The organism is Methylobacterium gossipiicola (genome assembly GCF_900113485.1).
Taxonomy (GTDB): Bacteria; Pseudomonadota; Alphaproteobacteria; order Rhizobiales; family Beijerinckiaceae; genus Methylobacterium; species Methylobacterium gossipiicola.
The window spans coordinates 1-20356 of the sequence record NZ_FOPM01000021.1; the positions used below are offsets into that span (position 1 = coordinate 1).

Here is a 20356-nt window from a genome sequence, read left to right on the forward strand (position 1 = left end):
CCGGCGTTGAAACCGGCGTAGAAGCCCGTCCAGGTGAACACCGGCACCGGCACGAACACCGGCGGCGGGGCGGCGCGGCGCGGCAGATCGGCGGCGAAAGCGGAGCCGGCGATCAGGATGCCGGCGAGAGCAGTCGTGCTCCGAAGAAACGAATTCATCATCTGGTCCTCTACTCATGCGCACCGCCGCTCCTTTTGGAGACATCCGGTGCAGTTCCCCGTCTTTAGGCCAGTCGCCCGAAAGAAGCTGTGCCTTTACGAACACGCCGCCGGCCGGGAACGCGGCCTCTTTGTGGCGGCGTCGGCCTCGATTCTCGGACAACGCCCTGGCCAACGCGGATCTACGGCCAAGGTTCAACCGGAACACGCGTGTGGTCCGATATTTTTACGTCCGTGCCTGTGCCGATTCACACCAGCGCGATGGCTGAGATGAGCCGGCCGTAATCGGCCTCGTGCCGGTGGGTGGCGCGGCGGTAGCTGTAGAAGCGCTCCGGGTCGCCATAGGTGCAGGCCCCGAGGGCGTGGCATCCGGCCAGGCCCGCCCGGGCGAGGCGGTCCGAGATGAAGCCCGGCAGATCGAACTGGGCATGGTCCGGGCGGGTGCCCGCGCCGAGGAAACCGTCGCAGCCGGGGGCCTCGGCGCGGAAGCGGGCGATGAAGTCGGGGCCGACTTCGTAGGCACTCTGGGAGATCGTCGGCCCCAGCACGGCGACGATGCCGGAGCGGCGGGCGCCCAAGCCCTCCATGGCCGCCACCGTCGCGTCGATCACGCCCGTCAGCGCCCCCTTCCACCCGGCATGGGCGGCACCGATCACGCCGTTCTCGGCATCGGCGAACAGGATCGGCCCGCAATCCGCCGTGGCGATGCCGAGGGCGAGGCCGCGCACCCGCGTCACCATGGCGTCGGCCTGCGGCCGGGCCTCGAGGGCGAACGGAGCGTCCACCACCACGGCCGTGGCGGAATGGACCTGATACAGGCTCACGAGGTTGTCCGGCGCGACGCCGAGGTGGGTCGCCATCCGGCGCCGGTTCTCCGCCACCCGCGCGGGCAGGTCGGCCGAGCCGAGACCGCCGTTGAGGGACGCGTAGAGGCCGTCCGACACCCCGCCCGCGCGGGTGAAGAACGCGTGGCGCAGGCCCGGCAGGCCGCTCAGTTCGGGGGCTTCGAGGAACATGGCTGGGACCTCCGGCGAGGGCGACGGGGCGAATCTGCTCGGCCGACGGAACTTGGCCGTATCGACCCCATGGCAGAGGCCACGATTGCGGCGAAGGCAAGGACCCGGGCCGAAACGGGGCGGCGCGCAGGCCAATACGAAACACGCCGTGCCTCGGCGACGGTTACCGATCATTAACTATGTTTTGATCGAATAGGGTCGAAAGCCGAGGTTAGATCCGATGTCGGAACCCGTTCGTCAAATGCCTGTCAGCGACCGCGCAACCCCGACCGACCGCCCCGGTCGCGCGCAGCCCGGCCCCCTGCGGGACTGGCTCGCCACCATGAAGGCCACGACGGCCAGCCGCGGCACGATCACCATCCGTCCGGCGCCCACGCCTGCGCCGGAGCCCGTCGCCGAACCGGCCCACGCACTGACGGCCGACACCGCGACGGATCTCGACGAGACGTTGCTGGTGCTGCCGACGGACGAAGCCGAGACGAAGCCCGACGCCGCGGAGGAGCCCTGGCCGGAGGCCGTGTCCTCGGAGACGGCCGACCTCCAGACGTCCCGCGCGGATGCGTTTCTGCCCGAGGCCCTGCCGCCGGAGGCGCCGAGCGCGCCCGAGCCTCAGCCCGTGGTTCAACTCCTGCCCCAGCCCGCCGTCCAGCCCGCGCCCAAGGTGGGACTCCATTCCGCCGCGCGGATCGAGCTCACCCGTGATCTCTCGGAGCTGATGGCCGAGAACCTCATGCTGAAGAACCGCCTGCGCCTCGAGAACGAGCGCTACGAAGGTCTTCAGGCCATGGTGGCGGACGAGTTGCGCGTCCTGCGCGGCGACGCCGAAGCCGATATGAAGATCCTCGACGCCGTCTGCGCCGAGCGCGACCAGCTTAAATCCCTCACGGCCAACGCCGCCCGCAAGATGCACGAGATGAGCGCCCGCATCGAGAGCGACGTTGCGCTGCTCGCCGAGATGCGCTCCGAGCGCGATCTCTGGATGGCGCGGGCCGAGGCCCTGGCCCAGCCGCTGTTCCAGCGCCGCTGAGCGAAGCCCCGGAAAGGCCGAAGGCCCGCCCCCATGAGGGGCGGGCCTTCCATTGCCGAACCGCTTTGAGGTCCGGCCATTCCCTTGTTCTTCCCGCCGGGCGCTAGTGGGCAGCGCTGGAGGCGACGGTCCAGGTCAGGGTGGCCGGGGAGAGCGGCTGATGACAATGAGACACTGGATCACCTCCTTTCGTTCGTTGCGACTGACAGGAAGGTAGGCGGGCGCCCTCGCTTTGAAAAGGGCCTCGGCTGCGCCCTTCCGCCGCCCCCGTCCGGCCCCGCCCTGGCCAGGCTCGAGCCTCGGGTCTAAACAGCGGCACCGCCCGCCGGGCGTGACCGGGACCCACCATGTCTGCCAGCCCGCGCCCCCAGGCGCCCGACGAGGCCGCCCTCGACCCCGATGCCATGCGCCAGCCCCTGGCCGATGCATGGTACTGCGTCGCCCGCTCGGACGCCCTGACGAGCAACGCGCTCAAAGCCGTCGAACTCAACGGCGAGCAGATCGTCCTCGGGCGCGACGCGTCGGGGACCGCCTTCGCCCTGCGCGACCGCTGCCCGCATCGCGGCATGGCCCTGTCGAAGGGGCGCTTCGACGGCACCGGCCTGACCTGCCCGTTCCACGGCTGGCGCTTCGGCACCGACGGCCGCTGCCGCGACGTGCCGACGCTCTCATCCTCCGATGCCGCCGATTTCTCGAAGATCGCCGTCCATCGCTTTCCCGTCCGGGAGAGCGCCGGCTTCGCGTGGGTCAATCCCCATCTCGGGAGCCCTTCGGGCGCCGACGTGCCGGCCCTGCCCGAACTCGGCTTCACGGCCGCCGGCTCCGTCGTCATCGAACTCGTGGTCGAGGCGTCCTACGACCTCACCACCTTGAGCCTCGTCGATCCCGGCCACGTCGCCTTCGTGCACGATTCGTGGTGGTTCCGCCCCTCGAAGGACCTGCGCGAGAAGGTGAAGACCTTCACGCCGACGCCGCACGGCTTCACCATGACGAGCCACGCCACCACCACGAGTTCGCCGGTCTATCGGCTGCTCGGGGGCGTCCCCTCGGTGGAGATCGAGTTCCGCCTGCCGGGCGTGCGCCTGGAGCGGATCGTGGCGGGGGCCAAGCGTGTGGCGAACTATACCTTCGCGACGCCCCTGACCCATAACCGCACGATGCTCACCAACGCCCTGTACTGGAACATGCCGGCCCTGAACCTGCTGAAGCCCGTGGCTCGGCCGCTGATGCGCCAGTTCCTCACCCAGGACCAGCAGGTGCTGCAGCACGCGCAAGCCGGCCTCGATCGCAAGCCCACCATGGTGCTGTTCGGCCAGGGTGATCTGCCATCGCAATGGTACTTTCGCCTGAAGCGCGAAGCCCTCACGGCCGCCCGCGAGGGACGGCCCTTCGCTAATCCCCTGGTGACGCAGGAGCTGCGCTGGCGCTCTTAAGCGAAGCGTCGCGGCTTGATTGCGTGGGCGCGGCAGCCATCTCGGGTTCCATGAAACGCAACAGCCTCCTCGCCGCCCTCAGCGCCGCCACGGTGATGACCCTCGGGGGCGTCGGCTATGCCGCGCACAAGCGGGGGCGCAACCCGTATTACCGGGGGCCGAAGAGCGACCATTTCGACGGTCTGCGCTTCCACGGCCCCGACCAGCCCGCCGACAAGACCCTGGCGGACCTGCGCAACTGGAAGAAACTGCGCGGGATCGAGAGCCCGCCGCGCGTCACGTGGCCGGGGGACGCACCGAGCCCGTTTCGCGATTTGCCGCCCGAGCGGCACGCGGGCCTGCGTGTCACCCTCATCGGGCACGCGAGCTACCTGTTCCAGGTGGCGGGCCGCAACATCCTGGTCGATCCCGTTTATGCCCGCCGGGCGAGCCCCGTGCGCTTCGCCGGGCCGAAGCGCGTGAATCCGCCGGGCATCGCCTACGGCGACCTGCCGCCCATCGACGCCGTGCTCATCACCCACAACCATTACGACCATCTCGACGGCCCCACCGTCGCGCGCCTGTGGCAGGATCATCAGCCGCTGATCCTGGCGCCGCTGGGCAACGACACCATCCTGCGCGCCTACGACGACACCATGCATGTGGAAACCCGCGACTGGGGCGAGGTCCTCGACCTCGGCGGCGGGTTAAACATCCACCTCACCCCCGCCAACCATTGGTCGGCGCGGGGGCTCAACGACAAGCGCATGGCCCTGTGGGGCTCGTTCGTGCTGACCACGCCCGTGGGGGTGGTCTACCATTCGGGCGACACCGCCTTTCGCGGCGGTGGCATCTTTCGGGACGCGCGGGCCCGGTTCGGGCCGCCGCGCCTCGCCACCCTGCCCATCGGCGCCTACGAGCCGCGCTGGTTCATGCGCGACCAGCACATGGACCCGGACGAGGCCGTGGCGGCGGGGTTGCTCCTCGGCGCCGACCGGATGATCGGCCACCATTGGGGCACGTTCCAGTTGACCGACGAGGGCATCGAACAGCCGGTCGAGGCCCTGGCCGTCGCCTGCGCCGAACAGGGCCTCGATCCGGAGCGTTTTCAGGCGTTCCGGCCCGGGCAGGTCTGGGAGGCCTGAGACCGTTTCCGGACGGGAGCCGCGCAGCGGCGCCCGATCCGGGGTCCGGCACGAGACGTCGCGAAGCGTCCGCCTGTGTCGCCGGCGCGACGCTTCCTGCAGCGGGTCCCGGATCGCCCCCCGGGCGTCCGGGACGGGGGGGGTCAGAGGATGAACCGGCTCAGATCCGCATTGGCTGCCAAGCTCTCCACCCGCGACCGCACATAGGCGGCGTCGATGGGGACGGTCTCGCCCGAGCGGTCGGTGGCGGTGAACGAGATCTCGTCGATCACCCGTTCCAGCACCGTCTGGAGCCGGCGGGCGCCGATATTCTCCACGGAGTTGTTCACGTCGACGGCCACCCGCGCGAGGGCGTCGACGGCGTCGTCGGTAAAATCGAGGGTCACGCCCTCGGTCTGCATCAGGGCGACGGTCTGTTTCAGGAGGCTCGCCTCCGTGGTGGTGAGGATCTGCTTGAAATCCTCCACCGTCAGGGGCTGCAGCTCGACGCGGATCGGTAGGCGGCCCTGCAATTCGGGTAGGAGGTCGGACGGCTTCGAGACGTGGAACGCGCCCGACGCGATGAACAGGATGTGGTCGGTCTTCACGGGCCCGTGCTTCGTCGCCACCGTGGTGCCCTCGATGAGGGGCAGGAGGTCGCGCTGCACGCCCTCGCGGGACACGTCGGCCGAGGAGCGTCCCTCACGGGCGCAGATCTTGTCGATCTCATCAAGGAACACGATGCCGTTGTTCTCGACCTCGCGGATCGCCTCCTGGGTCAGGGCCTCGGCATCGACGAGCTTGTCGGATTCCTCCGCCAGCAGCGGCGCATAGGCGTCCTTCACGGTCATGCGGCGGGGCTTGCTCTTCTGGCCGCCGAGGGCCTTGCCGAGCATGTCGCCGAGATTCACCGCCCCCATGGAGGCGCCGGGCATGCCGGGAATCTCGAACATCGGCAGGCCGGCCGGCGCGCCGCCGGCGAGCTCGATCTCGACCTCCTTGTCGTCGAGTTCGCTCGCCCGCAGCTTCTTCCGGAAGCTGTCGCGGGTGGTCTGGCTCGCCGTCGGGCCGACCAGGGCGTCGAGGATGCGGGCTTCCGCCGCCGCTTCCGCCTTGGCCTTCACCGAACGGCGCTTCTCCTCGCGCACGAGGCCGATGCCGATCTCCACGAGGTCGCGCACGATCTGCTCGACGTCGCGGCCGACATAGCCGACCTCCGTGAACTTGGTGGCCTCGATCTTGAGGAACGGCGCGCCGGCCAGGCGCGCGAGGCGGCGGGCGATCTCGGTCTTGCCGCAGCCCGTGGGGCCGATCATCAGGATGTTCTTCGGCGCCACCTCCTCGCGCAGGGGGCCGGTGAGCTGCTGCCGGCGCCAGCGGTTGCGCAGCGCGATGGCGACGGCGCGCTTGGCATCGGTCTGGCCGACGATGAAGCGGTCGAGTTCCGAGACGATCTCGCGGGGGGAAAAGGTGGTCATCACGCTCCGATGGGGTGCGGCAGCCGGGCTGCCCAGGGGCGGGGGAGGGCGCGCAGGACGCGGGCGCGCAAGGGGTGCCATCCGGCGCTGAGCGCGAGGATGAACGCGCCGAGGAGGAGGAGGCTCGCCGGAACGGTGGCGCCGGTGACGCCGGCGTCGCGGACCAGCCGTCCGAAGGCGATGCCGGCATAGACGAGGCCGGAGACGAGGAGCGCCCGGCGGTCGATGGCCAGCGCCACGACGGCGAGGGCGAGCACGATGGCGAGGACCCCGAGCGTCGCGCCCCGATCCGCCTCGCCGGCACCCGCGAGTTCGCTCAGCACCGGATGCACGAGGAGGGGCGCGGCGAGGAGGTGGAGCCAGAAGGCGATGTCCGTGCGGCGGGTGATGCGGGCCGGGTCGGCGAGGTCGAACCGCATGGCGAGGGCGAAGACCGCCAGACCCGCCGCGCACAGCAAGCCGGGAATGGACGCCTGGACGAAGTCCGGTGCCGCCGCCAGCATCAGGGCGAAGGCGAGGCCGATGCCGGCCGCCGCGCCGGCCGCCACGGTGATCGGCACGGCGAAGCGCCGGTAATGCGCGGCGACGAGGAGGACGGTCCCGAAGGTGGCGCCCGCCAGAGGCAGGGCGCGGGTGGGGCGCGGACCGATGAGATCGGGCCACGAGCCCCCGCCTTCCGCGAGACCGAGGGCCGCCGCCAGGGTCGCGAAACCGGCCTCCCCGAAGGCCAGGAGGAGCACGATGCTCGGCAGGGCCATGCGCCGGCGCCGGGTGAAGAATTCGGCGAGCCCCCAGGCGAAGATCGCCACGAGGGCGTTGCCCAGGACTGCGCCGAGATACTCGTGGCCGAAGACGGTCGCGGACCCGAGGAACAGCCCGAGGCCGAGGGTCACGAAGATGTCGGCGAAGCCCGTGACGAAGCGCAGGCGTTCGTCGTCGCGGGGCTCGTCCGAACCGGCGCCGCCGTCCCGCGCCAACCGGTCGAGGGCGAGGGCCTGATCGCCCGTGATGATGCCCCGGGCGACGCCCTCGCGCAGGAATGCTGTCGAGCCCGCGAGGGGGCCGGGGATCGGGCCGTCACCGGGTCCGGCGGCGGGGGCGGGGGCGGTCTGTTGCACAGGGTGGACTTAAGCGCGCGCGGCCCGCCTGACCAGTGTGGCGCGCCGCGTGGTCTGGTTCGCGGATCAGGCCGCCCGGATCGTGCCGACGAAGCCCGAGACCTCGCCGTCGAGGCTGCCCGTGCGGCGCGAGAGTTCGGCTGCCGCGTCGAGGACCCGCGCGGCGCCGGTCCCGACCTCGGCCGCCGCGGCGCGGACCTGCCCCATGGTCTGGGTCACGTCCTGGGTGCCGTGGGCGGCGTCCGAGATGCTGCGGGCGATGGCCTGGGTGGCGATCTTCTGTTCTTCCACCGCCGTGGCCACGCCGCGCGCGATGCCGTGCACGTCGCCGATGGTGGTGCCGATCTCCGCGATGGCGTCCACGGTCTCGCGGGTCGCCGCCTGGATGGTGGCGATCTGCGTGGTGATCTCCTCCGTCGCCCGGGTGGTCTGGTTGGCGAGTTCCTTCACCTCGGCCGCGACGACGGCGAAGCCCCGTCCGGCTTCGCCGGCGCGGGCCGCCTCGATGGTGGCGTTCAGCGCCAGCAGGTTGGTCTGGCCGGCGATGTTGGAGATGAGGGCGACGACGTCGCCGATGCGGGCGGCGCTGGTGGCGAGGACATCGACCCGCGACCGGGTGCGCTCGGCGCTCGCCACGGCCCCGGCGGCGGCCGAGGAGGTCTGGGCGACCTGATGGCCGATGGCGTCGGCCGTGGCGGCGAGTTCTTCCGTGGCGGCGGCGACGGCCTGGACGTTGTGGGCGGTGGTGTTGGCCACCGCCATCACGGCACCCGACCGGGTCTCGGCATCGGCGGCGTTGCGGGCCATGGCGCGGGCGGTCTCTTCCAGGGCCGAGGCCGCGCCCGACAGGGTGCCGACGAGGTCGCCGACGCTGCCCTGGAACCGGTCGGCGAGGTCGACCCGTTCGCTGCGGCGCCGCGCGCTGGCGTCGCGGGCGGCCCGATCCTGCTCGGACCGCAACGTCTCGGCTTCCCGCATGGCGCCGGCGAAGACCTGCATGCTCTCCTCGATCTCGCCGATCTCGTCCTTGCGCGGCGTCGTGGCCGGCAGGGTGTGGTCGCCGGCCGAGAGGCGCCGGATGGCGGCGGAGACGCCGACGAGGGGGCGGGCGATCTGATAGTGGCCGATGACGATGCCGAGACCCAGGCAGCCGAGGGGGCCGAGGACGGCGAGGAGGCCGAGGACGATCATCCGATGCTCATAGAGCTCGTCGGCGGAGCGTTGAATTTCCGTGAGACGCGCCTGACCGTCGGCCGTGAGGGCATCGATGCTGGCCTGCAGGAGCTTGCGATTGTTCCGGTTGTTCAGGGTGAACCCCTGATCGGCGGCGGCCTTCGGCGACACTTCGGTGCCGAGGCGCGCCGTCTCCAGGCGAAAGATCCTGAAGCTCGCGATCTGCTCGAGCACCTTCGCGAACAGGGTCTCCTCCGTCGCCGTGAGGCGGGGCGGCCAGGACTTGAGCAGATCGTCGATCTTCACCAGATTCTCACGCAGGCCTGCGGCGTGCGTGGCGGCGTCGGTCGTGTCCTTGCTCGCGTAGATGCCGCGCGATTCGAGCACCACGGTGGTGACGTAGCGGTTGAGCTTGGCGGCATCGAGGGCGCGCTGGCTCGCCTCCCGCCCACGGATGACGGTATCTTCCAGGTCTTGCACCGTGGCGAGGCCGAGGCCCGCCGCGAGAAGGGTCATGGCGCTGCAGGCGATGACGAAGGCGAGAATTTTTGCCCGAATACGCACCGCGCCCGACCCTCGAAACGATACTTTCGAGGGGGTCTTAGGCCAAAGATGAAAATATCCCGTTAATCTCCGCGCGATGTCGCGGGTTTTTCAGCATCGACGGCGTCGAGGGATTCGATCACGAGGCTTCCATTGGTATAGACACAAATCTCCGCCGCGATTCCCATGGCGCGGCGCACGATCGTCTCGGCATCGTGGCTGCCGTCCTCAAGTGCTCGGGCGGCCGCCAGGGCATAATTGCCGCCGGAGCCAATGGCCATGACCCCGTGTTCGGGTTCGAGCACGTCGCCGGAGCCGGACAGCAGCAGGCTGACCTCACGGTCGGCCACCAGCATCATGGCTTCGAGGCGGCGCAGGTAGCGGTCCGTGCGCCAATCCTTCGTGAGTTCGACGCAGGCGCGGGTGAGCTGCCCCGGATATTGCTCCAATTTGGCTTCCAGCCGCTCGAACAGCGTGAAGGCGTCGGCGGTGGCTCCGGCGAATCCGCCGATGACCGAGCCCTTGGCGAGGCGGCGGACCTTCCGGGCGTTCCCCTTCACGATGGTCTGGCCGAGACTGACCTGTCCATCGCCGCCGATGACGACGCGGCCGCCCTTGCGCACCATGAGGATGGTGGTCGCGTGCATCTGAGGCGGTCCGCTGGTTTCGTGTGCCAAGGCTGTCTCCCGTTCCCGTCGTCCGGTCCGATCGGGAGATAGGCTCTCGGACGCCCCGGTGCCAACCGGAGGGTTGCGATCCGCGGACCGATGCGAACGCCGTTCGACACCTTCGGAGAAGGCGACGTTCGGCCTCGCGCCAGCGCCGCGCCGCTTGGGTGATCGGAACGCCGCTTCGATCGGATGGAAACGCGACGGAGGGGATTGGGGATAAGTTCCGCGATCACCGGATCGTGTGAGGTCGGCGGCTCGCGGCTTCGGCGCAATGCTTTGCAGCGCACCAAATCCATCGCCGCCAGGAAGGCGGCTCACTTGGATGAGATTCATGAAAATCTTCGGTTATACGCCGTATGATTTGGCTCGATATTGAATTTGCCGGTCTTTGATCGCCTTCCGCGAAGCGAACAAGTCGAACCAGCGGCGTAACGATCAGGCAACGATTCCGGCCTAGCGCGAGAACAACCTATGTTTCGGACTTTCTTCTTATGCTTAAGATCGTCGGCTGTTTCACCGAGGCGCACGACTTCTGGCTCGTCGGCCTCGCGGCCCTGACCTGCGCCGTCTCGGCCATCACCTGTATCGAATTGCTCCGCCATGCCCGGAAGGCCCCGCTGAGGATACGGGCCATCTGGCTCGCCGTCGCGGCCATGGCGGGCGGGTCCGGCATCTGGGCGACCCATTTCATCGCCATGCTGGCCTTCGAGCCGAACATGCCGAGCGCCTATGAGCTCGGCCTGACGGGGCTGTCGCTGGTCTACGCCATCGCGTTGACGGGGCTGGGTCTGGCCATGGCCCTCTCGGCGGTCCTGCCGTTCGGCGCGGCCCTCGGCGGTGTCGTCCTCGGGGTCGGGATCGCGGCCATGCATTACACGGGCATGGCCGCCTTCGAGATTGCCGGCCATATCGAATGGGACCCCGTGCTGGTGGCCGTCTCCCTCGCCTGCGGCGCCGTGTTGGGAGGCGCGGCCCTGCCGGTGGCCCTCTCGGCCAAGGACTGGCGGGGGCGGATGCTCGGCGCGGTGCTGCTCCTCGTCGCGATCTGCAGCCACCATTTCGTCGCCATGGGAGCGGTCACCATCGTGCCCGACCCGGCCGTCTCGATCTCGGCGAGCGCCATCCCGGCGCGCTGGCTCGCCATGGGCATCGCCCTCGCGAGCCTCACGATCCTGGCGCTGGCCGGCGCGGCCCTGGTCCTCGATATCCGCGACCGCCGCCAGCTCGAACTGACGCGGGAGCGGCTGCACAGCCTCGCCAACGCCGCCGTCGAGGGCCTGGTGGTGTGCCGGGGCGACGTGATCGTCAGCGCCAACAACAGCTTCGGACGCCTCGTCGGCCTCGACGCGGGCAGCCTCTCGGGCACCGCGCTGTCGCGTTTCCTGCCGGCTTCCGCCCTTCGCATCGCCCCCGATGACGCGATCGAGCAGCCGGTGGAGGCCGAGCTGTCCTGCGCCGAGGGCGGCACGATTCCCGTCGAACTCATCGTGCGGCCGGTCACCTACGGCAACAAGCCCCATTACGCCATCGCGGTCCGCGATCTCAGGGCCCGGCGCAAGGCCGAAGGCCAGATCGAGTTCCTGGCGCATCACGACGCGCTCACCGGCCTCGCCAACCGGGCGAGCTTCAACCAGCGCCTCGATCAGGAACTCAAGCTCGCGCAGGCGACGGGCGGAAAGCTCGCCGTGCTCTGCCTCGATCTCGATCGCTTCAAGGAGGTCAACGATCTCTTCGGACATGCCGCCGGCGACGCCATGCTGGTGACCGTGGCGAATACGATCAGCGCCCTCCTGGGCGAGAGCCAATTGATGGCCCGGCTCGGGGGCGACGAGTTCGCGGTGATCCTGCCCTGCTCGGAGGCCGTCGCCGCCGGTCGCCTCGCCGAACAGATCCTGGATGTCCTCGACAACGACCAGGATGGGGCCGCCCCGGTCATCGCCACCAGCGTCGGTATCGCGGTCTACCCCGACGATGCCGACGAGCGGGCGCTGCTCCTGAGCTATGCCGACACGGCGCTCTACCGCGCCAAGTCCGAGGGACGGGGCACCTATCGCTTCTTCGAGCCCAAGATGGGCGTGCAGGTGCGCGAGCGCCGCCTCCTCGAACACGACATGCGCCACGCCGTGGCGCGCGGGGAGATGCACCTCGTCTACCAGCCGCAGACCGATGTGAAGGATGGGGCCGTCATCGGTTTCGAGGTGTTGCTGCGCTGGCAGCATCCGCAGCGCGGCGCGGCCTCGCCCGCCATGTTCATTCCCATCGCCGAAGAGAGCGGCGCGATCCTGCAGATCGGCGAGTGGGTCCTGCGGGAAGCCTGCCGCGAGGCCGCCACATGGACGAACCCCCTCAAGATCGCCGTCAACGTCTCGGGGGTTCAGTTGCACGCGCCGCATTTCGCGCAGCTCGTCCACGAGGTGCTGTTCCAGACCGGTCTGAAGCCCGAACGCCTGGAGATCGAGATCACCGAGACCGCCCTCATCCGCGATCCGGGCCGGGCGCAATCGACCCTGCGCCAGCTGAAGGCCCTGGGGGTGCGCATCGCCATGGACGATTTCGGGACCGGCTACTCGTCCCTCTCGAACCTGCGCGCCTATCCGTTCGACAAGATCAAGATCGACAGCTCCTTCATCCGGGCCGTCGACGACAACGAACAGGCCGCCGCCATCGTGCGGTCGGTGCTCGGCCTCGGCCGGGGTCTCGGCCTTCCCGTCCTGGCCGAGGGCGTCGAGACCCAGGCGCAGCTGAGCTTCCTCGCCGAAGAGAAGTGCCACGCCGCGCAGGGCTACCTCATGGGCCGCCCGGCCCGTATCGATGCCTTCACCGCCCTGACGCATGGGGCCGCCGCGGCCGCGTCCGAAGGGGCGTTGGTGGCGTAGTCGGACCTCGGCGGGCGCGGCCGGATCAGGCCGCGCGCAACCGCGACGCCGCCTCGGCCGCGCGGCGGATCGCGGTCTCGTCGGGCACGCCCGCCGGGACCACCCAGGAACCGCCGACGCACAGCACGGGCTTGAGGGCGAGCCAGTCCGGGGCCGTGGCCTCCGAGATGCCGCCCGTGGGGCAGAAGCGGACCTGATGGAACGGGCCGGCGAGGGCCTTGAGGGCCTTGATGCCGCCCGACGCCTCGGCGGGGAAGAACTTGAACCGGTCGAGGCCGTGATCGAGGCCGCGCATGATGTCGGCGGCGTTGGCGACGCCCGGCAGGTAGGGCACGCCCCGGTCGAGGGCGGCGCGGGTCAGGGGCTCGGTGAGGCCGGGGCTGACGATGAACTGCGCGCCCGCGTTCAGGGCCGCGTCGAGGTCGCGGGGGTTGAGCACCGTCCCGGCCCCGACCACGGCGCCCTCGACCTTGGCCATGGCGCGGATCACCTCGAGGGCGGCCGGGGTGCGCAGGGTCACCTCCAGGGCCGTGAGACCGCCCGCCACCAGGGCGCGGGCGATGGGCTCGGCATGGGCGACCTCCTCCACTACCAGGACGGGAATGACGGGAACGGAGCGCATCAGCGCGTCGATGCTGGTCATCATGGGGGTGTCCTCAAGGTTTGGGGGACGGCTTACGCGGGAGCGATCACTCCGGATCGAGCGGTCGCGACGGGCACCCCCTCCTGTCAAGGAGAGGGTTGGGGTGAGGTGTCGTCCCGACCCGAAGAGGTCGCACCACACCCTGTTCCCCTCCTTCCGGGAGAGGGGACCGGCGTTCGCCCTGAATTTTTTGGCGAAGCGCGGGCCTGACATGATCCTACAGCCCGGCGGCGGCCAGCATGGCGGAGGCGCCCTGTTCGGCCCCGTCGGCGCCGTGGCGCAGGAAGGCGAACAGCTCGCGGCCGGTGCCGAAGGCGGGGGGCGGGGGCGGCGCCTCGGGGCGGGCGTCCCATTCGGCCGGATCGACCCGGACGTCGAGGGTGCCGTCCTCGGCGCTGAGGCGCACGATGTCGCCGTCGCGGATCTTCGCCAGCGGTCCCCCACCCAGCGCCTCCGGGCTGAGATGGATCGCCGCCGGCACCTTTCCCGACGCCCCCGACATCCGCCCGTCGGTGACGAGCGCCACGCGAAAACCACGGTCCTGCAGCACGCCGAGTTGCGGCGTGAGCTTGTGCAGTTCCGGCATGCCGTTGGCGCGCGGCCCCTGGAAGCGGACCACCACCACCACGTCGCGTTCGAGTTCGCCGGCCTTGAAGGCGGCGAGCACGTCGTCCTGATCGTCGAACACCCGGGCGGGGGCCTCGATCGTCCAGCGGCCGGGCTCGACGGCGCTGGTCTTGAAGGTCGCCCGGCCGAGATTGCCCTTGACGAGGCGCATGCCGCCATCGGCCTTGAACGGCTGGGCCGGGCTCCTCAGGATGCTGTCGTCGTGCGACCGCTCCGGCGCCTCCTCGTACACGAGGGCGTCGTCCACGAGCTTCGGGTCGCGGGCGTGATCGCGCAGGCGCCCGCCAGCCACCGTCAGGATGTCGTCGTGCAGGAGCCCGGCCTCGATGAGGCTGGCGATGACGTAGCTCATGCCGCCGGCGGCGTGGAAGTGGTTCACGTCGCCCGAGCCGTTGGGATAGACCTTGGCGACCTGGGGCACCACGGCCGAGAGCCGGTCGAAATCCTCCCAATCGAGGACGATGCCGGCGGCCCGCGCCATGGCGGGCAGGTGGATGGCGTGGTTGGTCGACCCGCCGGTCGCCAGCAGCCCCACCACGGCGTTGACGATGGCCTTCTCGTCGATGCAGCGGCCGAGCGGCCGGTAATCGTTCCCGTCGGCCCCGATCTCGGCGAGGCGATGGACGGCGGCCCGCGTCACGGCCTGGCGCAGCTTCGTCCCCGGATTGATGAACGAGGCGCCGGGCATGTGCAGGCCCATGACGTCCATCATCATCTGGTTCGAGTTCGCCGTGCCGTAGAACGTGCAGGTGCCGGCGCCGTGATAGGAGGCGGATTCGGATTCGAGGAGTTCGTCGCGCCCGACCTTGCCCTCGGCATAGAGCTGACGGACCCGCTGCTTCTCCTTGTTGGCGATGCCCGAGGGCATGGGGCCGGCGGGAATCAGGATCATCGGCAGGTGGCCGAAGCGCAGCGCCCCGATGATCAGGCCCGGCACGATCTTGTCGCAGATGCCGAGCAGGGCGGCGGAATCGAACATGCCGTGGCTCAGGGCGATGGCCGTGGAGAGCGCGATGGTGTCCCGCGAGAACAGGGACAGCTCCATGCCGCGCTGACCCTGCGTGACCCCGTCGCACATGGCCGGCACGCCGCCCGCCACCTGGGCGGTCGCCCCGACCTCGCGGGCGAACACCTTCATCTGGTCGGGGTAGCGGCCATAGGGCTGATGCGCCGACAGCATGTCGTTGTAGGCGGTGACGATGGCCATGTTCATGGAGCGCCCGGCGCGGATCGCGGCCTTGTCCTCGCCGGAGGCGGCGAAACCGTGCGCAAGGTTGCCGCAATTGAGCATGGGGCGCCGGACGCCGGAGTCGCGCTCGCGGGCGATGAGGTCGAGATAGGCCCGCCGGGTGGGCGCGGAGCGTTCGGTCACCCGCGCGGTGACGGCGGCGATCTCGGGGTGAAGCTCGGTCATGTGGCTTCCTCGAAAGACGCGAAGTCTGGAATCCTTGAAACCACGGCGGTCCCGCCATGGCTACCTGGGTTCAGCCTCCGGACGGACAGACGTCGCCGTCTGTCGGGTGAAATCCTAATGCCCCGACGCAAGCGCCGCGCCGGGCTTGTCGTGGGTGGCGAGGCGCTCGACCATGGTCCGAGTCGCGGCGTTCATGCCGACGATCTCCACCGACACGCCGTGGTGGCGGAACTTCAACACCACGCGGTCGAGGGCGTTGACGGCGGTGAGGTCCCAGAACTGCGCCGCCGAGAGGTCGATGACGAGGCGCGCGAGATCGTCCTCGCGAAACGCGAAGGCGTCGTGGAAGGCCTGCGCCGTGGCGAAGAAGATCTGCCCCGTCACCCGGTAGGTCCGGGTCGTGCCCGTGCGTTCGGAGGTGACCGCAAAGAACCGCGTCACCTTGTGGGCGAAGAAAAGGCCGCTCAGCACCACGCCGAACAGCACGCCGCGGGCGAGGTCGTGGGTCGCCACCACCACCGCCACGGTGCCGAGCATCACGAGGCTGGAACTCTTCGGATTGGTCGTGAGGGACCGGATCGAGCCCCACTGGAACGTGTTGATCGACACCATGATCATCACGGCGACGAGGGCCGCCATGGGGATCTGCGCCACGTAGCGCCCCAGCACGAGGATGAGGAACAGCAGGAACGCTCCCGCCCACAGGGTCGAGAGCCGCCCGCGCCCGCCCGACGAGACGTTGATGACCGATTGGCCGATCATGGCGCAGCCCGCCATGCCGCCGAAGCAGCCCGCCGTGACGTTGGCCAGCCCCTGGCCGGCGCATTCGCGGTTCTTGTTCGAGCCGGTATCGGTCATCTCGTCGAGGATCGCCGCCGTCATCAGACTTTCGAGCAGGCCCACCACCGTGAGGGTGAGGGCGTAGGGCAGGATGATCCGCAGGGTCTCGAGGGTGAGGGGCACCTGGGGCAGGGCGAACCACGGCAGGTCGGTGGGCAGAGCGCCCATGTCGCCGACGCGGTGGATGGGCAGATCGAGGACCATCGCCACGCCGGTCATCAGCACGATGGTGACGAGGGGGGAGGGCACCGCCTTGGTGAGGTACGGCAGGCCGTAGATGATCCCGAGGCCCGCCGCCGTCATGGCGTACACGGTTGCGCCCTGCCCCAGGAGTTCGGGCATCTGCGCCAGGAAGATGAGGATGGCGAGCGCGTTGACGAAGCCCGTGACCACGGAGCGCGAGACGAAGCGCATGAGGTCGCCGAGCCGCGCCAGGCCGGCGCCGATCTGCAGGAGGCCCGTCAGGATCGTGGCGGCGAAGAGGTAGCCGAGGCCGTGCTCCTTCACCAGCGTCACCATGACCAGCGCCATGGCGCCCGTGGCGGCCGAGATCATCGCCGGGCGCCCGCCCGCGAAGGCCGAGACCACGGCGATGCAGAACGAGGCGTAGAGTCCGACCTTGGGGTCGACGCCGGCGATGAGGGAGAAGGCGATGGCTTCGGGGATGAGGGCCAGCGCCACCACCGTCCCGGCCAGGAGTTCGCGCGTGATGTCGGGAGCCCACTCGCTCCGCAAGGTCCGTCGAGTCATGATGAAGATCCGCGTCACCCCGGCGCCAGGACCGTACGGGCCGCGCGGGGTCTGCCAAAGACAACAAGGGGAAGCGCCGACGGGCGGCGCGGGAAAGACCCGGCACGGCCCTCGAGCCGTGGGGGGCGCCCCGCCTATGGCGGCCCGAGACGGCAGTACAACCTTGCGCGGTCCTTCAGCATGGGCACCCTGTATCACGGCCGCGTCGCCAGACCCAAATCCCGATCTCGCGGTGATGGCCCGGACACCATTTACGCGCGGGCCGGCAATCCGTACGGTTAGAGACATAGTGTCCGATACGGGATTGTGCCTGTCCGATGTTGCGTGGCCTGCTCGACGTCGACCGGTTTACCCCTTGGGCCGGGCCTCGCCTGCCCGGTGAACTGGAAGAGCGTTTCCGCGCCGAGGCGGGTCAGAGCTCGGCGGCGTTCGTCCGGTTCTGGATGGGCGTCTTCATCCTCTTCAATGTCCTGTCGCTGAAGCTCGACTACGACGCCTTCGGACCGGAGGGGTTCTCGGTTCCGGTGGTCCTCACCCTCGGGGTGTTCCTTCCCGTCGCCTTAGCGGGAATCGTGATGCTGGGCGGGACCCCTTCGCCACGGCGCGTGACCGGCGTGGCGACGGTGGTCAGTCTCGTCGATATGGCCATCGTCCTGCACTCCGCCGAAACGGCGCCCCGGGGCTACGCCGAGGGGTATCTCGTGCTCGCCGTCATCGTCCCCCTGGTGATCGGGCTCATCTCTCCCCTGTCGTTCCGCCACAGCTTCGTCTTCTGCGGAGCCGCCTTCGTCCTCTATCTCGGCCGGGTCCTGCTCCTACCCAGCGGCAACTTCGTGGGCGACGCGACCGCGAACGGGCTTCCCCTCCTCGTCGCGTGCCTCATCCTCGTGCCGATCAAGATCGCGTTCTCGCGGGAGCGGCAGGAGAGGCAGGCGTTTCTCCTGCGCCTCACCCTCGAGCTTCAGGCCTCCGAACTCGCGGCCGCGAACACGCGCCTGCGGATTCTGTCCGAGACCGATGCCCTGACGGGCCTCGCCAACCGGCGCGCGTTCGACGCGAGTCTGGCGGCGGCGTGGGACGCGGCCGAGACCTGGTGCGCCGTGGTGGCCATCGACATCGACCACTTCAAACGCCTGAACGATACGGCGGGACATCCCGAGGGCGACCGATGCCTCGTGGCCGTAGCCGATATCCTCGGCGCCGTGACGCGCGAGGCGGGGGGCCTGCTGGGCCGCTACGGCGGCGAGGAGTTCATGGCGATGGTGCCCGTGCGGGAGCCCGACGAGGCGGTGATCCTCAGCGAGCGCCTGCGCGCGGCCGTCGAAGCCCTGGCGTATCGCTACGGCCCGGAGGACGACCCGACGATGGTGACGGTGAGTGTCGGGGTCACCATCGCGCACGGCGCGACGGGGACCTGCGGCCTCGGTCCCCTGGATCTCGTGAAAGCCGCCGATGCGGCGCTCTACCGGGCGAAGAGGCTCGGCCGGAACCGTGTGGAGACCGGGGTCACCGTGCCGCGATCCGCCAACCGCGATGGCGGACCCGTCGCCGTCTATTCGGCGGCGTCCTCGTAGGGCTCGTCCGCCGCCACCGCGACGGCCTCGCCGAGGAAGCCGCCGGATTGCCGCGCCCACAGGCGGGCATAGAGCCCGCCGGAACGGATGAGGTCCGCGTGGGTACCCTCCTCGATGACGCGACCGGCCTCGAGGACGATGAGCCGGTCGAGGGCCGCGATGGTGGAGAGGCGGTGGGCGATGGCCAGTACGGTCTTGCCCTGCATCAGGGTGTCGAGGCTGTCCTGGATCGCCGCCTCCACTTGGCTGTCGAGGGCCGAGGTCGCCTCGTCCAGGATCAGGATCGGCGCATCCTTCAGGATCACCCGCGCGATGGCGATGCGCTGACGCTGGCCGCCCGACAGCTTCACGCCGCGCTCGCCCACCTGCGCGTCGTAGCCGGTGCGACCCTTGTGATCCACGAGTTCGGCGATGAACCCATCGGCTTCAGCGAGGCGCGCCGCCCGCTCGATCTCGGCCTGCGTCGCGTCGGGGCGGCCATACGCGATGTTGTCGCGGATCGAGCGGTGCAGGAGCGAGGTGTCCTGGGTCACCATGGCGATGGCGCCGCGTAGGGATTCCTGGGTGACCCCGGCGATGTCCTGGCCGTCGATGCGGATGCGCCCGCTCTCCAGATCGTGCAGGCGCAGCAGGAGCGCGGTGAGGGTGGTCTTGCCCGCGCCGCTGACGCCGACGAGGCCGACCCGCTCGCCCGGCCAGATGTGCAGATCGAGGTTGGCGATGATGCTGGCATCGTCGCGGCCGTAATGGAAGCTCACGTCCTCGAAGCGGATGTCGCCGCCCGTGACCGTGAGCGTTCCGGCATCGGCCCGGTCGGTGATGGCGTGCGGACGGGAGATCGTCTGCATGCTCTCCTGGATCACGCCGACATTCTCGAAGATGCCCCGCACGGTCTGCATCACCCAGCCGGACATGGCCATGAGGCGCAGCACCAGGGCGAGGCCGGCGGCCGCCTCGCCCGTGGTCATGCCACCGCGCTGCCACAGGGCGAGGCAGACCCCCGCCGTGGTGACGATCAGCAGGCTGTTGAGGACGCCGAGCGCCGTGGTGGTGGAACTCACCAGCCGGAACTGGTGCAGATAAGCCTTGGTGTGGATGTCGACGGCATCGCGCACGGCGGCGCGCTCCTCGCGGTCGCGGGCGAACAGCTTCACGGTGAGGATGTTGGTGTAGCTGTCGACGATGCGGCCGATGAGGGCCGAGCGGGTATCGGCCGTCACCAGGGAGCGGGCGCGGGCGCGGGGCACGAACCACCGGGTCAGGAACCCGTAGGCGACGACCCACAGCACCACCGGCAGGGCGAGCCAGACGGAGATCGACCCGAACAGGCCGACCGCCGTCACGGCGTAGATCGCCACGTAGAGGAGCGTGTCGATGAACACCACGGCGAGTTCGCGCACGGCGGGGCCGACCTGCACCACCCGGTTGGCGAGGCGCCCGGCGAAATCCGCCTGGAAGTACGAGAGCGAGTGCCCGAGGGTGTAGAGGTGGGTGCGCCAGCGGATCTGGTTCGTCACCTGCGGCACCACGAGCTGGTTCGACAGGATCTCGTGCAGCCAAATGGTGATCGGTCGCACCACGAGGACGAGGCCGCCCGCCAGCAGCACCTTGGTGCCGTGCTCGGCCCAGAACGTCGCCCGGTCGGCGGTGTTCAGAAGGTCGATGAACCAGCCCATGAGCAGGTAGAGCGACGCCTCGACCGTGCCGGCCACGAGGGCGATGCAGAACAGGACGGCGAGCGCCGCCCGCACGGGCTTCAGGTAGAAGCCGGCGAAGCCCATCACGGTTTTGGGCGGCATCCGCCCTTCCTCGAAGGCCGCGAACGGATCGATGCGGCGTTCGAGCCAATCGAGAAACATGCTTCTTCCGATTTTCGTGGGGTCGGCCATTCGTCTAGGTAAGCGCGCCGCGA

General features: G+C 69.7%; 14 protein-coding genes. 5 read left to right on the forward strand and 9 right to left on the reverse strand.

Annotated elements, in window-relative coordinates:
* Positions 1 to 406 precede the first annotated feature (406 nt).
* Positions 407 to 1174 carry a peptidoglycan editing factor PgeF gene (gene pgeF / locus BM249_RS16255; RefSeq protein WP_091973983.1) on the reverse strand — a complete coding sequence of 256 codons (768 nt, stop codon included), beginning with the start codon at positions 1172 to 1174 and terminating at the stop codon, positions 407 to 409.
* Positions 1175 to 1415: 241 nt separating this feature from the next.
* Here pgeF and BM249_RS16260 point away from each other — a divergent pair, with 241 nt between their 5' ends.
* The 3 genes from BM249_RS16260 (at position 1416) to BM249_RS16270 (ending at position 4758) form a co-directional block, all read left to right on the forward strand.
* Positions 1416 to 2201, forward strand: a complete 786-nt coding sequence (locus BM249_RS16260; RefSeq protein WP_091973985.1) for a hypothetical protein — start codon at positions 1416 to 1418, stop codon at positions 2199 to 2201.
* 347 nt (positions 2202 to 2548) lie between these two features.
* Positions 2549 to 3634, forward strand: a complete 1086-nt coding sequence (locus BM249_RS16265; RefSeq protein WP_091973987.1) for an aromatic ring-hydroxylating oxygenase subunit alpha — start codon at positions 2549 to 2551, stop codon at positions 3632 to 3634.
* A gap of 50 nt (positions 3635 to 3684) precedes the next feature.
* Positions 3685 to 4758 (forward strand): MBL fold metallo-hydrolase, encoded by a 1074-nt coding sequence (locus tag BM249_RS16270; RefSeq protein ID WP_091973989.1) that lies wholly within the window; start codon positions 3685 to 3687, stop codon positions 4756 to 4758.
* Positions 4759 to 4901: 143 nt separating this feature from the next.
* Here BM249_RS16270 and hslU read toward each other — a convergent pair whose 3' ends face one another.
* The 4 genes from hslU to hslV all read right to left on the reverse strand — a co-directional run bounded on the left by hslU (position 4902) and on the right by hslV (position 9696).
* Positions 4902 to 6215 carry an ATP-dependent protease ATPase subunit HslU gene (gene hslU / locus BM249_RS16275; RefSeq protein ID WP_091973991.1) on the reverse strand — a complete coding sequence of 438 codons (1314 nt, stop codon included), beginning with the start codon at positions 6213 to 6215 and terminating at the stop codon, positions 4902 to 4904.
* Positions 6215 to 7333 carry a hypothetical protein gene (locus BM249_RS16280; protein ID WP_244528827.1) on the reverse strand — a complete coding sequence of 373 codons (1119 nt, stop codon included), beginning with the start codon at positions 7331 to 7333 and terminating at the stop codon, positions 6215 to 6217. The genes hslU and BM249_RS16280 overlap by 1 nt, the downstream gene beginning before the upstream one ends.
* 66 nt (positions 7334 to 7399) lie before the next feature.
* Complete coding sequence (locus BM249_RS16285; protein ID WP_091973993.1) at positions 7400 to 9070, reverse strand: methyl-accepting chemotaxis protein; 1671 nt, start codon at positions 9068 to 9070, stop codon at positions 7400 to 7402.
* 62 nt (positions 9071 to 9132) lie between these two features.
* Positions 9133 to 9696 (reverse strand): ATP-dependent protease subunit HslV, encoded by a 564-nt coding sequence (hslV, locus tag BM249_RS16290; RefSeq protein ID WP_091973995.1) that lies wholly within the window; start codon positions 9694 to 9696, stop codon positions 9133 to 9135.
* Positions 9697 to 10211: 515 nt separating this feature from the next.
* On the opposite strand from hslV, the gene BM249_RS16295 reads away from it, so the two are divergent.
* Positions 10212 to 12596 (forward strand): sensor domain-containing diguanylate cyclase, encoded by a 2385-nt coding sequence (locus BM249_RS16295; RefSeq protein ID WP_091973998.1) that lies wholly within the window; start codon positions 10212 to 10214, stop codon positions 12594 to 12596.
* Positions 12597 to 12621: 25 nt separating this feature from the next.
* Here the strand turns inward: BM249_RS16295 and eda are convergent, their stop codons facing one another.
* The 3 genes from eda to BM249_RS16310 form a co-directional block, all read right to left on the reverse strand.
* Positions 12622 to 13239 carry a bifunctional 4-hydroxy-2-oxoglutarate aldolase/2-dehydro-3-deoxy-phosphogluconate aldolase gene (eda, locus tag BM249_RS16300; protein ID WP_091974110.1) on the reverse strand — a complete coding sequence of 206 codons (618 nt, stop codon included), beginning with the start codon at positions 13237 to 13239 and terminating at the stop codon, positions 12622 to 12624.
* A 217-nt stretch (positions 13240 to 13456) separates the two neighbouring features.
* Entirely contained in the window at positions 13457 to 15280 is a 1824-nt protein-coding gene (gene edd / locus BM249_RS16305; protein ID WP_091974001.1) for a phosphogluconate dehydratase, read from the reverse strand.
* Positions 15281 to 15394: 114 nt separating this feature from the next.
* Positions 15395 to 16870, reverse strand: a complete 1476-nt coding sequence (locus BM249_RS16310) for a SulP family inorganic anion transporter (protein ID WP_091974004.1) — start codon at positions 16868 to 16870, stop codon at positions 15395 to 15397.
* 317 nt (positions 16871 to 17187) lie between these two features.
* Here BM249_RS16310 and BM249_RS16315 point away from each other — a divergent pair, with 317 nt between their 5' ends.
* Entirely contained in the window at positions 17188 to 18444 is a 1257-nt protein-coding gene (locus BM249_RS16315) for a GGDEF domain-containing protein (protein WP_091974007.1), read from the forward strand.
* On the opposite strand, the gene BM249_RS16320 is transcribed toward BM249_RS16315, so the two are convergent.
* Entirely contained in the window at positions 18423 to 20303 is a 1881-nt protein-coding gene (locus tag BM249_RS16320; RefSeq protein WP_091974010.1) for an ABC transporter ATP-binding protein, read from the reverse strand. The genes BM249_RS16315 and BM249_RS16320 overlap by 22 nt on opposite strands.
* Positions 20304 to 20356: the final 53 nt, after the last annotated feature.

Coding starts and splice junctions, on each gene's coding strand:
- BM249_RS16315 (WP_091974007.1), top strand. CDS start 17,188: ATGTTGCGTGGCCTGCTCGACGTCGACCGGTTTACCCCTTGGGCCGGG.
- hslV (WP_091973995.1), bottom strand. CDS start 9,696: ATGCACGCGACCACCATCCTCATGGTGCGCAAGGGCGGCCGCGTCGTC.
- BM249_RS16310 (WP_091974004.1), bottom strand. CDS start 16,870: ATGACTCGACGGACCTTGCGGAGCGAGTGGGCTCCCGACATCACGCGC.
- eda (WP_091974110.1), bottom strand. CDS start 13,239: ATGACCAGCATCGACGCGCTGATGCGCTCCGTTCCCGTCATTCCCGTC.
- pgeF (WP_091973983.1), bottom strand. CDS start 1,174: ATGTTCCTCGAAGCCCCCGAACTGAGCGGCCTGCCGGGCCTGCGCCAC.
- BM249_RS16320 (WP_091974010.1), bottom strand. CDS start 20,303: ATGTTTCTCGATTGGCTCGAACGCCGCATCGATCCGTTCGCGGCCTTC.
- edd (WP_091974001.1), bottom strand. CDS start 15,280: ATGACCGAGCTTCACCCCGAGATCGCCGCCGTCACCGCGCGGGTGACC.
- BM249_RS16295 (WP_091973998.1), top strand. CDS start 10,212: ATGCTTAAGATCGTCGGCTGTTTCACCGAGGCGCACGACTTCTGGCTC.
- BM249_RS16260 (WP_091973985.1), top strand. CDS start 1,416: ATGCCTGTCAGCGACCGCGCAACCCCGACCGACCGCCCCGGTCGCGCG.
- hslU (WP_091973991.1), bottom strand. CDS start 6,215: ATGACCACCTTTTCCCCCCGCGAGATCGTCTCGGAACTCGACCGCTTC.
- BM249_RS16265 (WP_091973987.1), top strand. CDS start 2,549: ATGTCTGCCAGCCCGCGCCCCCAGGCGCCCGACGAGGCCGCCCTCGAC.
- BM249_RS16270 (WP_091973989.1), top strand. CDS start 3,685: ATGAAACGCAACAGCCTCCTCGCCGCCCTCAGCGCCGCCACGGTGATG.